This is a genomic window from Aquirufa sp. 5-AUSEE-100C1 (assembly GCF_054558655.1).
The window spans coordinates 325,155-341,741 of sequence record NZ_JBPXKO010000003.1 but is presented as its reverse complement, the minus strand read 5'-3'; the positions used below and the strand labels follow the sequence as shown (position 1 = coordinate 341,741).

At 46.4% G+C, this 16,587-nt stretch carries 3 protein-coding genes; 1 reads left to right on the top strand and 2 read right to left on the bottom strand.

Features of this window, described 5'->3' with window-relative positions; all coding sequences use genetic code 11:
* Window positions 1-16 precede the first annotated feature (16 nt).
* Complete coding sequence (locus ACMH5P_RS08530) at window positions 17-1,015, top strand: glycosyl transferase (RefSeq protein WP_459493930.1); 999 nt, start codon at window positions 17-19, stop codon at window positions 1,013-1,015.
* Between the two features lie 65 nt (window positions 1,016-1,080).
* On the opposite strand, the gene ACMH5P_RS08525 is transcribed toward ACMH5P_RS08530, so the two are convergent.
* A complete protein-coding gene (locus tag ACMH5P_RS08525) occupies window positions 1,081-1,968 on the bottom strand; it encodes a PorP/SprF family type IX secretion system membrane protein (protein ID WP_459493929.1) in 888 nt (295 codons plus the stop codon).
* 4 nt (window positions 1,969-1,972) lie between these two features.
* Entirely contained in the window at window positions 1,973-16,240 is a 14,268-nt protein-coding gene (locus ACMH5P_RS08520; RefSeq protein WP_459493928.1) for an Ig-like domain-containing protein, read from the bottom strand.
* Between the last annotated feature and the right edge of the window lie 347 nt (window positions 16,241-16,587).

Here is a 16,587-nt window from a genome sequence, read left to right as displayed (position 1 = left end):
GCTGATAATCCAACGCATGCAAAAAGTAGTCATCACCATTTGTTCCATTAATTACCTCGCACAGGCGAAAACACTGGGCGACTCCTTGATGAAACACAACCCCGATTACACTTTTTTAATCGGTTTGGTGGACCGCTTGGATCAATCCTCGGTAGACAAGTCGCTACTTCCCAATTATCCCCTGCTAGAACTGCATACAATTGGCATAGAGGACCTCGATGAGATGTGCGCGCGATATGACATCACCGAGTTAAATACGGCTGTTAAACCGTACTTTCTCGACTACGTGTACCAAAACTACCCGGAAGCCCAGCTCGTAAATTATTTCGACCCGGATATCGTCATTTATCAGCCATTAACCGAAATAGAAAATGGCCTAAAAAACCATAGTCTTTTTTTAACACCGCATACGCTGCTCGCCTACCCAGACGATGCCTGTTCACCTAACGAACGTGGGCTATTAAATACAGGTTTATATAATCTCGGGTTTATCGGCACCAAACGCAGTGAAACGACACAACATTTTCTGCAATGGTGGAAAGACCGATTGTTTGATCAATGTTACATCGATTTGGCCAATGGGATGTTTGTGGACCAATTATGGGTGAATTTCGCGCCTTTATTCTACGAAGATGTATTCGTCAGTAGACACCTTGGCCTAAACATGGCCTATTGGAACTTACATGAACGCCAGATAAGTAACGATAACGAACCTTATTTGGTGAATAACCAATACCCTTTGATATTCTTTCATTTCTCAGGCTATTCGCCAGAGAAACCTACCCAAATATCAAAATACCAGGATCGCTACAGCTTTCAAGAAAAAGGGGATGTGGCGGGTTTGTTCGACTATTATGCCCAAGCTTTAATTGCCAATGGGCACAAAGAGCTGAAGCCCCTTCCTTGTTTTTACATCAAAGAGCCCATAAAAGCTCCTGTTAAGCGCTATTTAAGGGTCCGAAAATATGCTAGCATGCCATTCCGCTGGATTATTCGGTTGATTGAGAACGCCTAAAAACAAGAAAGTCGCACATTATAAACGTGCGACTTTACAGCTACTCTGTGTTCTAAAATTTATCTTTATTTCTTCGAAATACTCATTCGTAATGCCAATTCATGCGATTGGCTCGTCATCATGCTTATCTGGGATGTTGGCAATTCATACACATAACCCAGGTAAAACAGTTTGGTCATCTGAACCCCTAAACGAATGCCCAAACTTTCATTTCCACGGTAGCCCAAGCCTGCATCTAATTTTCCATTGATGTTAGCCACAACATTCACATCATAACTCAATGGGACATCCGTAGCCAATCGAACTAAGGTACTCGGGTATAAGATCACTTTCTCCGACATGCGCCACTTCGTCCCTGCCATGACAAAAAAGCTCGGGCTGTCTTTGTAGGCTGCACTACCCGCTCCAAAATCATAGCGGAACATACGAGGCTGGGATACCGACAAGAATAAACCATCACCCTTGTATACCTTGATTCCCCATCCCGTATTTACCTGCATGCCTGTGGAACGATCCATGGCAAATGACTCATCACCTGATTGAGGTAATTGAATCCCCGCGAAATTCAAAGTCATATTCCCCACGCCTCCACGAATACCCCCGGAAAACGACCAGGCCTCATTCAAGCGTACGTGGTATCCAAAATCCAATCCCACATGCACGGTTTTCATGGGTCCTGCTTCATCCAATAATCCCACAAGTCCGATACCCTTCTGCTTCCCCCACTTCATGTTGGCAGTTACCCCCATCGTTTTAGGGGCTCCCTCAATTCCCATCCATTGCTGGCGATTCATCACCGTAATCTCGGTTCCCTCATATCCTCCTACGTGTGCAGGCGTGATATTTTGAGGATTAAATCGGTACAAGCTGTAAATCGGATCAACCTGAGCAAAAGCACCCTTTGAAAACCCCACAGCTACCAGTAAAAAACAAATTCCTATATACTTTTTCATCTGCTTATTTTAACCGGTTGATATAAACATAATTGGAAACCGTTGGGAATTTTCCATAAAAATCCAACACATAATAATACGTGCCATCTGGTAAATCCTGGCCATTTTGCCCTTTACCTACCCAATCATTTTTGTAGTTTTCGACATCATAAACGACTGCCCCAGTACGGCTCATTATGGTCAAGCGATTCGGTTGTCGGCCCAAAATACCCGGTATGATAAAGGTGTCATTCTTACCATCCCCGTTCGGCGAGAACCCTTGCGTCGTGAAGGTATCGCACTGATCCTTATCTAATCGGTTTGGTATGCCATCCTTATCGCAATCCGGCAAGGCTCCATAATTCAAGTCGTCTTCCACCGCATCTAAGATGCCATCACCGTCGGTATCGGTATCCAAATAATCTGGGATTCCATCCTTGTCCGTATCCATCGGAACTCCGTTGACCAAATTCGCTTCGTCCTTATCCGAGATACCATCATTATCCGAGTCAACATCCACATAATCCTGCTTGCCGTCTTTATCCGTATCTACCGGATTATTCGGATCCTTTCCAGCCTCAATTTGATCGGTAATTCCATCGTTGTCGGAATCCGTATCCGTGTAGTTTGGCTTGCCATCTCCATCCGTATCGATGTCCTTGTAGTTCGTTGGCTCATTGGCATTCGTCAAAGTACCCGCCTCCACGCGATCTGGAATAGTATCCCCATCAGAGTCTACATCGCGAAAGTTAAAGATGCCATCTCGATCCGTATCCAAAGGTGTCGTAGGATTTACGCCCGCTTCGTAGGTATCCGGTATGCCATCATTATCCGAATCTAAATCCAAGTAGTCCGGTCTCGCATCCGCATCCGTATCCACCGGAACAGAAGGATTTAAGCCTGCCTCAATCGCATCCGGAATCTTATCTCCATCCGAATCGGTATCGATGTAATTGGCTTTGCCGTCACCATCGGTATCCACTGGTTTGGCCGGATTCGTACCCGCCTCCACGCGATCTGGAATGGTGTCGCCGTCTGAGTCTAAATCTAAGAAGTCGGCCACCGTATCTCCATCCGTATCAATAGCCTTCTCTACGGCATCCGGAATCGTATCCTCATCCGAATCCAAATCACGGAAGTTTAGTATGCCATCTCCATCGGAATCCACCGCTTTTTCAATCACATCTGGAATAGTATCCCCATCCGAATCCAAATCACGGAAATCCGCTATTCCATCCTTATCTGTATCGGCCGATGTTTCAATCTTATCCGAAATCGTATCGTTATCGGAATCTAAATCTTGATAATCAAACGAGCCATCTCCGTCAGTATCCACTGGGCTTGTTGGCTTAGCGCCCGCCTCTATCAAATCCGAAATACCATCATCGTCCGAATCGCTATCTCGGTAATCCGGCTTGCCATCTTGATCAAAGTCTTGTGGCTTTGTCGGTATTGCCCCCGCCTCAAATGCATCAAGCATACCGTCATTGTCTGAGTCGAAATCCTCGAAATCTCGTTGGCCATCGCCATCGCTGTCTGCTGGTTTGCCACAGCTAACTGCCTCAATATTATCCGGGATTTTATCATTGTCAGAATCCCCATCCCGGAAATTTAATGCTCCGTCATGATCCACATCATTCAAGCCTTCGACAGCGTCTGGAATACAATCGTTATCACTGTCTGTATCCAAGAAATCCCAGGCTCCATCCCCATCCGTATCTTTCGGCTTGAAACCAGCGAACTGAATCCGATCATCCCAGCCATCGCCATTATTGTCTATTTTATCCGCATCCGTACATGTCCAGCATCGCTCCGCCCCTTCCCAAGCATCTGGGATTCCATCTCCATCACTGTCTGAATCAAGGTAGTTAGGCAAGGCATCATTATCGAAATCAGCCCACTTCTCTAAATTGTCACCTACACCATCTCCATCGGCATCATCGTCTCGATAATTCGCTAATCGGTCACGATCCGCATCCTCTGTACGCTCCAAGAAATCGGGAATACTATCCCCGTCGGAATCGTTATCCTTGTAATCTGGCGTTCCATCGCGATCGGTATCCTCAGGGACAAGTGGCGTGCCTCCTAGGCGTGTTTCCAGAAGATCAATTAATCCATTTGAATTGTTATCAACGAATGCTCCTGATTCGATCGATATTCTTCCATCTGCGTTATAATCTCTGTGGTAGGTAAACTCATCTCTTGCCTCCCAAGCATCAAAGATGCTATCGTTATCTGTATCCGTATCCAGGTAGTTGGCCGTTCCATCCGAATCCACATCTCCGCTGCCCTCAAGTGCATCTAAAATACCATCATTATCACTATCCAAATCACGGTAATTCATAATGCCATCTCCATCGGTGTCGACTGTGCGTTCCACAATATCCAGAATCGAATCCGCATCCGAATCTAAATCCAAGTAATCGGCTGTTCCATCCCCATCGCTATCGCGGGATGCATTTGGACTTTGGTTGTTATATCCTTCGATGTAATTCGGGATACTATCCCCGTCACTATCCGCGACGACGTCACCAGATGTATTTGGGTTCGTTCCTTGACGCGTTTCCACATAATCTGGGATACCGTCGCCATCCGAATCGCGTGAAGATGCAGGATTATTCGGGTTCGAGCCTTGACGTGTTTCCACATAATCGGGAACACCATCTCCATCCGAATCGCGTGAACTTGTCGCATTAAATGGATCCGTACCTTGTGCAATCTCGACAAAATCAGGAACGCCATCGCCATCCGAATCTTTGTAGCTTGAAGGGTTCGTTGGGTCTGTGCCGTCCAACATCTCTTGGAAATCGGGCACACCATCCCCATCCGTATCATGTGTTCTTTCCGTTACGTCCGGAATACCATCCCCATCGGAATCATTATCTAAATAATCCGGAATGCCGTCGCCATCTCTATCCGCCGATGCAACCGGATTCATCGGGTCAAATCCTTCCAAATAATCCGGAATACCATCCCCATCCGCATCTTGCAAGACGTCTGGTACCACCAACGGATTCGTCGACTGGCGATTCTCCACATAATCTGAGATGCCTCCACGATCCGTATCTCGGAAACTCGCTGCATTACGAGGGTCCGTGCCTTGACGCTGCTCCACATAATCCGGAACGCCATCCCCATCCGAATCCAAATAGCTTGAGACATACGCTGGATTCGTTCCTTGGCGCTGCTCCACATAATCCGGAACACCATCCCCGTCAGAATCCAAGAAACTCGTTGCATTCGAAGGATTCGTTCCTTGTTGGTTCTCAATATAATCCGGCACACCATCCCCATCCGAATCCAAGATACTTCCTGAATCATACGGATTGGTTCCTTGCGCTTGTTCATCTGTATCGGGTACCCCATCGCCATCTGAATCCCCAATCAACACGGTCAAGATCGTCGTAATACTCGCCGCATTGTAGTTATTATCTTGAGCTTGCGTTGCCGTAATTGTCGTTGTTCCGATGCCCACAATCGTGACAACATTCCCGCTAATTGTCGCAACAGCTGAGTTACTACTTGTATAAGTAATCGCTCCGGTTCCCGCAGAACTTGTCGGCGGTGTGATTGTAAACGGCTGATCCTGTATCGTTTTCGTCAATGCCGGGAAATTCGATAATACCGGATTATCCCGCGTGATACGAACGTTAATCAGTGCCGTTGAACAGGTATTCGTTGTCGTGTTACAAACTTGATACCCAATCGTCACCACCGAAGCTGGCTCATTCAAACCTGCCGTATAAGTCAATACTCCCGTAGTCGGAGTCAAGACAACCGTTCCTGTTGCTGTACCCGCTGCGCCACCCGGCAAACGAGTCAGGCTAATATTCGCTCCAGGAATATAGTCGTCATTCGCCATGACATTACCTGAAATTGTTCCATTCACAACAGGTCCAAAGAAGTCATTTTGGGCAATAGCCAATAATGGATTCGCATCATTCAAGTTGATCACTCCGTCTCCATCGCAATCCCCTTGTTGCCAGTTGGCACTCGTGGTCACCGTCCGGTGGATCAACAAGTACGAACAAGCATTGCGCGGATTCGTATTATCATTCACCTCGGTTTGATCTAATACGCCATCGCCGTCCGACTCTACATCATATGGGTTGCGAAGGCCGTCCAAGTCAATGTCGGTAGGGGTCAAACCTGCTCCCGCCGACGAAGGAATACCTGAACCATTCACAGTGCCGTCGGCCTTGCCATCATTATTGGCATCGGTTCCCCCGGCTTCGATCACATCTTTGATGCCATCGCCATCGGAATCTAAATCCAAGTAATTTGGAATATTATCTCCGTCAGTATCACAAGTAATGCTCGATGGATTACAAGCTGCGTTTTCGACCGTATCTAAAATACCATCATTATCATCATCCAAATCACCCAGTGTATCGAACACGCCATCCCCGTCTGAATCGACCGGACAACCATTCAATAAAACAGAACCCGCAACCAAACGACATTGATCGACCCCATCCAAGACTGTGTCACCGTCAGAATCCGTATCATATGGGTTCAAGGTGCTATCTGAATCGGTATCCGCTGGCGGTAATCCACTGCCTGCCGAACTTGGTACACCACTGGTATTGACAGAGCCGTCAGCCTTTCCATCGTTGTTGGCATCTGTTCCTCCGGCCTCAATCACGTCCTTGATACCGTCCCCATCGGAATCCAAATCTAAACGATTCGGGATGTTATCTCCATCCGTATCACAAGAAGCACTTGGTTGGTTGCATGCCGCATTTTCAACGGTATCTAAAATACCATCGTTATCATCATCAAGGTCATCAACGGAGTCGTAATACCCATCGCCATCCGAATCGACGGGACAACCATTCAATTGCGCTGTGCCAAATAGCAAAGGACATTGATCCGCGGAATCAATGATGCCATCACCGTCAGAATCCAAGTTAGGATCGTTGAATTCGTACACTCGAATCACCGCACCAAAGGACGTTGAACCTCCGGTATTCGTAGCAGTAATCGTATAAGTAGCCTGAGCCGTCACGGCAGTTGGCGTACCTGAAATCACCCCGGTCGTCGGATTCAAACTCAAGCCAGCTGGCAGCGCTGGAGAAACGGTATAGGAAACAATCGGTCCCCCTTGAACCGTCGGGCTTAAGTTGGTCATGGCCTGCGTGCGTATTAAACCCACGGGCGTTGCATAACTTAATTGCGATGGAGCAACATCGACTACAGCAATTTGAATGACAAAAGTTGAGGAGCCCGTTCCATTATTTGCTGAAATGGTATAGTTGGCTGCCGGACTCAATACCGTCGCCGTACCCGATAATACCCCTGTATTAACATTGATACTTAAACCACTTGGTAGCGCAGGGCTTATCGTGTAAGAGGTTACGGCACCCCCACTAACAGTCGGCGTTTGCGCAGAAATCGCAACGGTTTTCGTCGCGGTTAACGTCGTTATCGGATACGCTAAATTGGTCGGTGCATAATCCTTCACCTCAATCACGACGTTTTGAGAGGCAGAGCCTACAAAGTTAGACGCCGTCACAACATAGGCCGCAGATGCCGTAATGGCGGTAGGCGTACCTGAAATAACCCCCGTGCTTGTATTGAAGCTTAACCCGGCTGGTAAAGCTGGAGAAATGCTATAGCTAGAAGGTGTCCCACCATTATTACTTGGCGTCAACGGTGTAATGGCCGTATTCAAATAATAGATTGGAGGCGTCGGATAAGTGAAATTGACCGGTGGTGCATCGTTTACGATGATATCCATCGTGGTCGATAATGATCCCGTAACGTTTGAACCGGTAATCGTATAGGTCGTCTGTGCTGTTACCGCGGTAGGTGTTCCCGAAATAACCCCCGTACTCGTATTAAACGATAGGCCAGCAGAAAGGGCTGGGCTGATGGTATATGACGTAATCCTTCCACCTGAAGAGCTTGGCCCAATCGGTAAAATTGTAATTCCCCGCTCCAGTACAATCGGTGATGCATACGACAAGGTACTTGGTGCAATGTCATTAACGGTCAACGTAAATGTTGTTGTGGTAGACCCTCCCGAATTTGTTGCCGTAATGGTATATGTCGTTGCTGTTTTTAACTCGACTGGAGTTCCTGAAATGGTACCCGTGGCAGGATCAAATACCAAGCCTCCTGGTAAGCTTGGGCTGATGCTGTAGGTACTAACCACGCCTCCGCTATTGGTAGGAGTGACAGGTGTGATGGTTTGTCCCAACAAATATATAGCGGGCACCGAAATAGCTAAATTGGTCGGAGCGGGTTCAAGTACTGCAAAGCTTGTTGTAACGGATGTTGACCCTCCCACGTTAGAACCAGTAATCGTATAATCTCTGAGTGGACTTAAGCTAAGTGGCGTACCTGAGACTTCACCCGTATTCGAATTAAAGCTTAGTCCTGCAGGTAATGGAGGAGCTATACTATAGGCCGTTACCGCAGCGCCCGAGACAAATGTTGGTGTTAAATTGGAAATAGATGAGCCACGAGTCCAAGATGCCCCTGATACAAAAGTAAAGACGGGAACGTTCGGGTTAACAACCGTTAGCGTTGAGGAGATTGTTCCTCCATTATATCCCGTAGATGGAGCTTGGATTGCTGAAATTGTCGTTGTCCCTAGGCCAACAAGCGTGACCGTATTTCCTGAAATCGTCGCAACAGCAGGGTTCGAGCTCGTATATGTAAACGCCCCAGAGCCCGCACTCGTTGGCGCAGTTATCGTATACGACCCATCCGTAATCGTTTTGGTTTGATTCGGGAAGGCGCTCAAATTCGGACTTGCATTGGTTGAAAGCCCGACGATTAAGGGTGCGTTAATTAAACCTGAGCGATAGGTTAGCGTTGCCGCCTGAATGGCTGTTAAGGTTGTTTGACCATCGCCGACAATCGTAACTTGATTTCCGGTTACCGTGGCAACCGTTGGGTTGCTTGAGAAGTAGGTAAAGGCTCCTAAACTATTAGATACAGGAATAGATAAATTGAAATTAGAATCCCCTTTGGTCCGATTGTATCCGCTGACCCAAGTGATCGTTGGAGCTATTTTACTCGGATCTGAAACGACTACTTGGATACTCGCCGTCGTTGCAGCATAAATTCCACTCGCTGCTTGGGAGACGGTAATCGTTCCTGTACCCGCTTGCGTACCCACGGATAACGTTGTTCCACTAACGGAGAAAACATTCGCAACGCCTCCTGAATAGGTAATGGCGCCCGGGGAATCTGAGGTTACAGATAGCGTTTCATTCGCATCGCCTATTAATTTACTGATTGGATTTAAACGAATGGATGCAGGTTTTGTTACCGTGACCGTAAATGTCGTAGTGCCCTCTGAATAGTCTTCCGTCGCATTTTGACGTGCCGTGATGGTGGCGGTTCCCGTCCCGACTATCGAGATAATGTTGGAAGATACCGTAGCTACTGCTGTATTACCACTTGAGTAGGTAAAGGTTCCATTACTATTAGAAGAAGGAGTTGGAATCGAGAATACAGGGTCACCCAACATCTTATCATAATTTGATAGGGTTCCCAAGGTTGGTGCTGGACGTTCCGCACCATAAATCATCACATTGTATGCCGCACTGTAACTCGGATTCGTGTTATCCGTTGGGGTATAGTTGCTACCATCGGCAATCGTAATCTGATCTCCGTTACCATTATAGGCATAGATTCTAAATTCGGTAGTACCTGCATTTTGCGTGGCAATGCCACTCAGATTCACGGAGCTTAATCCCATATTTCCCGATACGGTCGTGAACTCCCCAAGTGAGCTTGCGAAATTGTCCACACTCGATCGCAACTGTAATTTCGTCGTACCTGCTACATTTAGACCTCCTATGACAAAGCGAATAAACTTCGTACCAACGCTGGTCGTAACCGAGTAACTCAAATAAGGTGCAGATCCTGTGGCTAATGTGGCAGATGTGTTCGCATGAGTCCATTTATTGGAGCCCAAATTCACACCTGTCATATTGCTAAAATTATTGCTCGCAGAACTTACGGCGCCTGATTTGGTAAAGCTTGCCGCTAATGGATAGGAAGTGGTGGACGTATTGGTTTGGTTCCAACCGGCTAGTAAATCTACTGAAGTGTAAGGTATTCCGTACGTAAAGCCTGCTAGACTTGTCGTGCCACCTGATGTCGTTAAACTAACCGAGCCGGTCGCGCCATTTCGCAATACCGCGGTTACCGTGTTATTGTCAACTACGGTAAAACTATACGCCGCAATTCCTCCAAACGAAACAGCTGAAGTAGAGCTTAAATTCGTCCCTTTGATCGTAACAGTCGTTCCCGCATTTGCGCGGATGGGCGAGAAATAGGAAATCGTGGGCGCTGGCGCATACGTAAAGCCCGCCAAGGAAGCCGTTGTTGCCAATGTCCCTGGAGTCGTGACACTAACAGAACCTGTAGCTCCCGCGCCTACAACCGCCGTAATTCGAGTATTGCTATTGACCGAAAACGAAGTCGCAGCAGTACCCCCAAAGCTCACTGCCGTCGCTCCTGTAAATCCGGTACCCGTAATGACTACGCTAGTCGTCGCACCCGATGTCGTTGGGGTAAACGATGTGATACTTGGCGAAGGGTTACCGATCATAAATAGGGATCCAGACAAAGTCATCGTCCCCCTAAAACCGCGGAAGGTAACACGTTTATAGGGTGTGTTATTGCTTGGATTTGAATTATCCGGATCGTCCTCAAATGTTGTCGAAGCTACTGCTTGAGCTACCCAAGCACCCCCCACATAACTGTATAGAACGGGATTAACGACGGTTCCGAGTACATCTGCCGGGTCATAACTAAAGATCAAATCGGTTCCTGTACCCGTCGAATTCGCTGAGGTCTTTCCTAAATACCAGGTTTTATTGACCACGTTCGTTAAACTTGTTCCGGATGTACCGGCCGACAAAACTCCTGTCGCTACGCGGGCAGCATACGTTTCAGAACCTGTCGCGTTATTTACCATGGTCACTGGGGCATAGGCTCCACCAACACCAATCGGGAAAGTTGTTTCAAAGGTCCCAACGGGTAATCGCAACATACCCGTGCTATTGGTATTGACATAAGAAAGTACGCCTGAGCCACCTACATTGGCCCCGCCATCGGATACAATACCTCCCGTGTACGTTCTAGCGCCAAGCGTTAGCACCTTCCCGTTTAAGCGAAGATTGCCCGGCACCGACCAATCAGCCCCAAAAGTATAGGAGCCTCCTGCACCATTGGCCAATAAGAAAACAGATGAAAAATTAGACGGTTGTGAAGGTCCGATTCCAGAGCCATTCACATTGGAGCTCCAGTTTCCTAAGGTTTGTAAAGCGCCGGCTGCACCTGTTGCGGAAGAATAGAATGGCGCAACAACATCAAGATAGAAGCTTGTTGATACTTCACAGCCATTTGCCGCTGTGGCGGTATAAACATAAGTTCCTTTATAAGCATCTAGAATTCCACTAAGATCTAAATCATTTTCACCGGGTCCGCTAGATCCATATCCCGGTCCATTCCACCCAGTATAGGAAATACTTGAACTTGGCGCCGTCGCTCGTATGGCAACAAATACAGATCCCCCTTCGCTGGTCGTCACGTTGGAAGGAGCCGTTTTGATAGATGGAATAATATCTACTGAATAACCTTTGAACACCAAATGACCTATTCCGGCATTACTTCCCCATTTGGTCGCACGTATGTAACGAGCCTCCACTTCATTAAAGGTGCGATCCGGGAAATAACCATTTTGATAGCCGTATTCGGTATCGCTCAAATTGTTAAATAAGGTAAACCAATTGGCATTATCGGGGCTGTATTCGATGGAGCCTCCATTCCAATCGGCATATTCAAAATGACCTGTTCCATACGCCGAGTTTGGATCATTCGTAAATCCTCCAATACCCCCGATTACCATCGTGTTGATCCGATATTTAGCGCCAAAATCCAACACGAGTTGATTCCCTGCAAAACCTGTTCGGGCATCGATATTTGCATACTGACCCAGGTCTGTTAGATAGTTATATGAATAGGTATTGTTATTGCTCGAGAAATTATAACTGTCATCATAATATATGGGCTGAAAATTAGAATCATAACCGCCCGGATTTTCTGTTGGTAAATAGTACGTCAAAGACGAAGGGTTCGACGAAACAACTGCGGTATAATTAAGATCTGTAATGGCACTCCACGCATTGGAACAGTTACCATAAACGTCTGCGACATTAAGAAGGGCCCCATTGCTGTAACTCGTACAACCTGCGGCGGCCGTTAAGGCGATGCGATAACGGAATCCACTAAACTCCTTTTTTGCTGTCGACAAAGTCAGCGTCGCGGAGGTCCCTGTTGTCCCCGAAAAGCCTGTGTAAGTAATCCCGTCCATGTTGGCCGTCACATCCGAATACGTTAATCCTCCGTCTGTACTTCTTTGCCAAACATAGGTTGACTGGCCGCTTAATCCACCTGCTACAATTCTTGCATTCAAGGTATTCGTCACAAAACTTACGTCTGAAATGGTGGATTGAATGGAGGCTCCTGTATAGGTAACAGCCACCGTCGAACGTGGGCTAACACAACCCACAGGACTCGTTGCCATTGCATAATAATTCTGTGGCATTGGGTTGCTTCCTCTTGGCATTGCGCCAATTTCAGGTGTCACATAGGTATTCCCAGTTCCCAAGGTTAAACCTCCCGCACTCGCACTGTGCCAAGTAATTGTACCCGTCGAAGATGCCGCACTAATCGTCGCAGTTCCCGGTTTACAAATCGATGCCCCAGTTGTACTTGTAATGGTAGGAAGGGCAATGATCGTGGCATTGACGGCTGTTCGTGGACTTTCGCAGGTTACCGAATTTCCGGTCGTATACGCTGCGGCATAACGTGTCGTATTTCCAGTTAATAGAAAGGTGTACGAATAGTTAGAGTCTCTTAACAAGGTTCCGCCAGTTGGCGAATCATACCATTTGATATAAGGTGAACCATTGGACGCAGTTGCGGTTAAGGTCACATTCGTATTTTGACATACGGTAGCGCCGGTAACCGAGGTAACTGATGGCGTATTCAAAATGGTGACGGTGGTAGACCGGCGTGTGGAATTTGTTCCGAAGCAGTTCGTAACGGCAACATAATAGGTTGTATTACTAGAAAGCACTGGCGTTACAAAAGAACTCCCCGTGAAGACGGGTGTACCCCCGGTACTTGTCGTATACCAATCGTAAGTAACACCAAAGTTCACATTCGCATCAATTCTGACGGTCCCCGCGTCACAGCGCGTGGGAGCGGTAAGTATAGGCAATGCCGGAACGGTCGTTTGAACAAATGCAGAGATCATTGTTCTGCCAGCTGAACGACATCCAGATGCTGTAATGGCTCCCACGTGATAATTCGTCTGGGTAGAAATACTAGGAGTCGTAAATGTAGCTCCCGTCGCCAAAGGCGAGCCGCCTGTACTTGCTGCATACCATTCAAGCGTTGCCCCCGCTGATGGAATGGCCGATAATTCCACAGTTCCTGGTCCGCAGCGTTCCCCACGAATGATTTCATTAATTGTTGGTAAAGAAGATACCGTTACCAAAACCGGAACGGTGAAGTAGAAATTATTCGAATCTCCCGGATTGGTTACCCCTCTTCTAAACCAAGTCGTTTGGGTTAATGCCGGGGAGGAATACGTCAATGCAGTCGCACCTGAAATATCGGTATAATTAATTCCGTCAGTTGAGCGTTGCCATTTATAAGTCAATGTTCCCCCTGTATAGGTCCCTGCAGCAGTTGAAGTAAATGCGGTCGGAGTTGCTCCCGAGCAAATCGTCTGATCTGAACCGATTGATCCCGCTTCACCCGTCATATTCCGATATACGTCAATGCCAGAAGAAGTTTGACTCGCTAAAATATCAGGCTTATTGTCCCCATCAATATCTGCGACTTCGATTTGGTGATATACTCGGCTGGCTGTTGAAGCGACCAAAACCTGAGAGGCAAATGAAATAGTCCCCACAGAAGATGTATTCGGCAAATAGGCAATTTTCGTAGCGAATCCCGACGCAGATGAATTATCAGATACAATGATATCGGGTTTCCCGTCACCGTTCATGTCGGCAATGGCCAACATATGTGTATTGGCTAAATCAGGCGTAGCGAAATTAAGCGGGTCGGCAAAAGCTAATGTTCCCGTCGTTGTATAAGTGTTTCGCATGACCGAAACTTGCTTCGCTGAACTATTTGTATAGACGATATCGATACGGCCATCACCGTCAAAATCAGCTGTCTTTACCGAATTTATATTGCCGCCGCCACTATTAAAGCGAATAAAGAAGTTTTCATATTTAAAATCTGCTAACCTCAAGGAGCCTGCAGGTGTCACATTGTTTAATACATTAATCCCATTACCCGCGACTACGATATCTACTTTGCCATCGCCATTAAAATCGGCTCGATCAGCCGTAAACATAGGACCTACCAGAAGGTAATCCGTACAAGACTTACAAGTAGTCGCATTAGCTGAATTCCCCGTTGAGGAAGTAAAGGTGTTTCCTGTGGAGGTATTTTGAGTTAAATAATATCCTGAATTGTAGTTAGTGCCAATATTCGGATTGTAAATAGGTTGTCCATTCAGTCCAAAAATATCCAATTTACCATCGTTATTGACATCCAAAGGTACTAAAGCGGCATCCACGAAGTAGTCCCCATTACCCGCGCGAAGGCTTCTAAAAGAACCCAAGGCAATGGAACCGCTTGTACTTGAATTCATGTTGGCAAATCCTCCAGCAGTCGAAACTCCATTACTCGTGGCAAGGTCAATTTTGCCGTCATTGTTTAGATCGGCCGCCATTACCGCCCTCGAGGAGCTTGGCGAATAGGATTCCGAAACACCTGTAACAGACGTTCCCGCCGCAAATGTGCTTGCATTTACAACCCCAGAAGTAGCCGTATTTCGTAATACTTGTGGTATCCCAGCAGAAGAATAGGAGGCAATATCGACCTTGCCATCTTGGTCTATATCGGCCAATTCAAAACGCTGTGATGGATTTAATGCCAAAGGCGTAGCAAATGTAACCGCTGGTAAGAAAGAGGTGTTTGCTTGATTAGAATATTTGGCATTTGCCAAACTCGTGTTTCGTGGCAAGAATTTGGTCTGCGAGATTGCCGTCAGATTGGTCGCTGTATTTACGACCGAGAAATAATCAAGTTTGGCATTTGGCGGAACGGTTACGGTGATGGATGTTGATGTGGCCGCCGTAATCGTACATTTCGCTCCCCCTAAATAAACAATGTTATTCGCGGCATTGTCACCAAAGAATTGTCCGGATAGAGTTACCGAACTACCAACGGCCCCCGAGTTAGCCGATAAAGAAGAAATAAGTGGTGGCGCTACATAGGAAACAGCCACCTCGTCAATAGCTAAATTACCACCATTATATCCGCGAAACGTGTAGGTTGGTGTAGGACAATAAACCCTGACACCACCTATACTAAAGGTCGTACTGGGTAAAGAGGCATTCGTTCGAATCGTCAAATCTTGGGTGCCTTGTCCAGAAATGATGGTTGCATATTGTTGTATGGTCCAAAGAATTAAATAATTAGCCGGTGTTCCTGTAAAATTTACGCGATAGGTGTAAATCGTATTGGGCTGTAACAACTGCTCATTATTAGAATTATAGGTAACATTATTTCCCGTAGGAACAATATTAATGGACGTAGGCAGCGTACAAATAGGAGGGTTTTGCGTATAGTAATTTTGATCTAGGGCAGCCCACTCAAAAACAATTCGATAGGTGGATCCCGGCTTTAGGTTATAACCCCCATACGAAAGGTAAACTGAATTGCGATCATTTTGCAAGGGATTACTATTCGTATAAGTTTGCCAGTTGCTTTGGTTCTGAAGGAATGTGGTGAATGCAGCTGTGTTTGACCGATAGAAATCACCCCCTGTTGGAAGATTTTGTAATTCCGACGCTGGCAAAAATAAAACACGCGGGGGGAACGACGAGCCATCCGGATTTTTCCATTTAAAGGAAACCTGAATCGATGTAGCATTCGAGGGGACAACGACGTCCTTGTACATATAGACAATCGAACTAGCATCTTGCGGACTAGTTAAGGCCTGCGTATTTACGTTGTTCGAAACATAAGCCCCGCTCGTTCCTGCCGATTTTTCGGCAGATCCTACCTGCCATTTATTGGCTTGGATACCATTGAGAAATGTCCAGCCGTGCGCGCCCTCAAATCCCCCATCCGTGTTTGGGTTGATAATGTAGTTAACGGTTTGAGCAAATGTTTGTTGATGAAGTGCACCAATGAGAACCAAGAGCCCGCAGAGCAGCTTTGAACGAAATTTCATTTAAAAATAATAGAACTAGGATTATACCAAAACAAAGGTCAAACTTTTGAAGTTTACATACTTGATTTTAATTTAGGTACATGTCCTAGTTTTAAAAAATCGGACAGAAAAGATATCTTTCCTTTAAAATTCATAATTTTACACCTTGTTCTAAAAAAATCTCGATTAAATAATACATGTTCTTATTTAATGCCCTCTTAAGTTTATTTATTTCGATTATTCTCATATTTTTTAATTGGAGGGAGAACAAAAACACCGTTTATCTCGGGTTATTTCTATTTATCATTTCCATTTACAGTCTAACGCATTATTTTTCCGTTTTCGGAGATTCTCCATTTTGGCTCGCC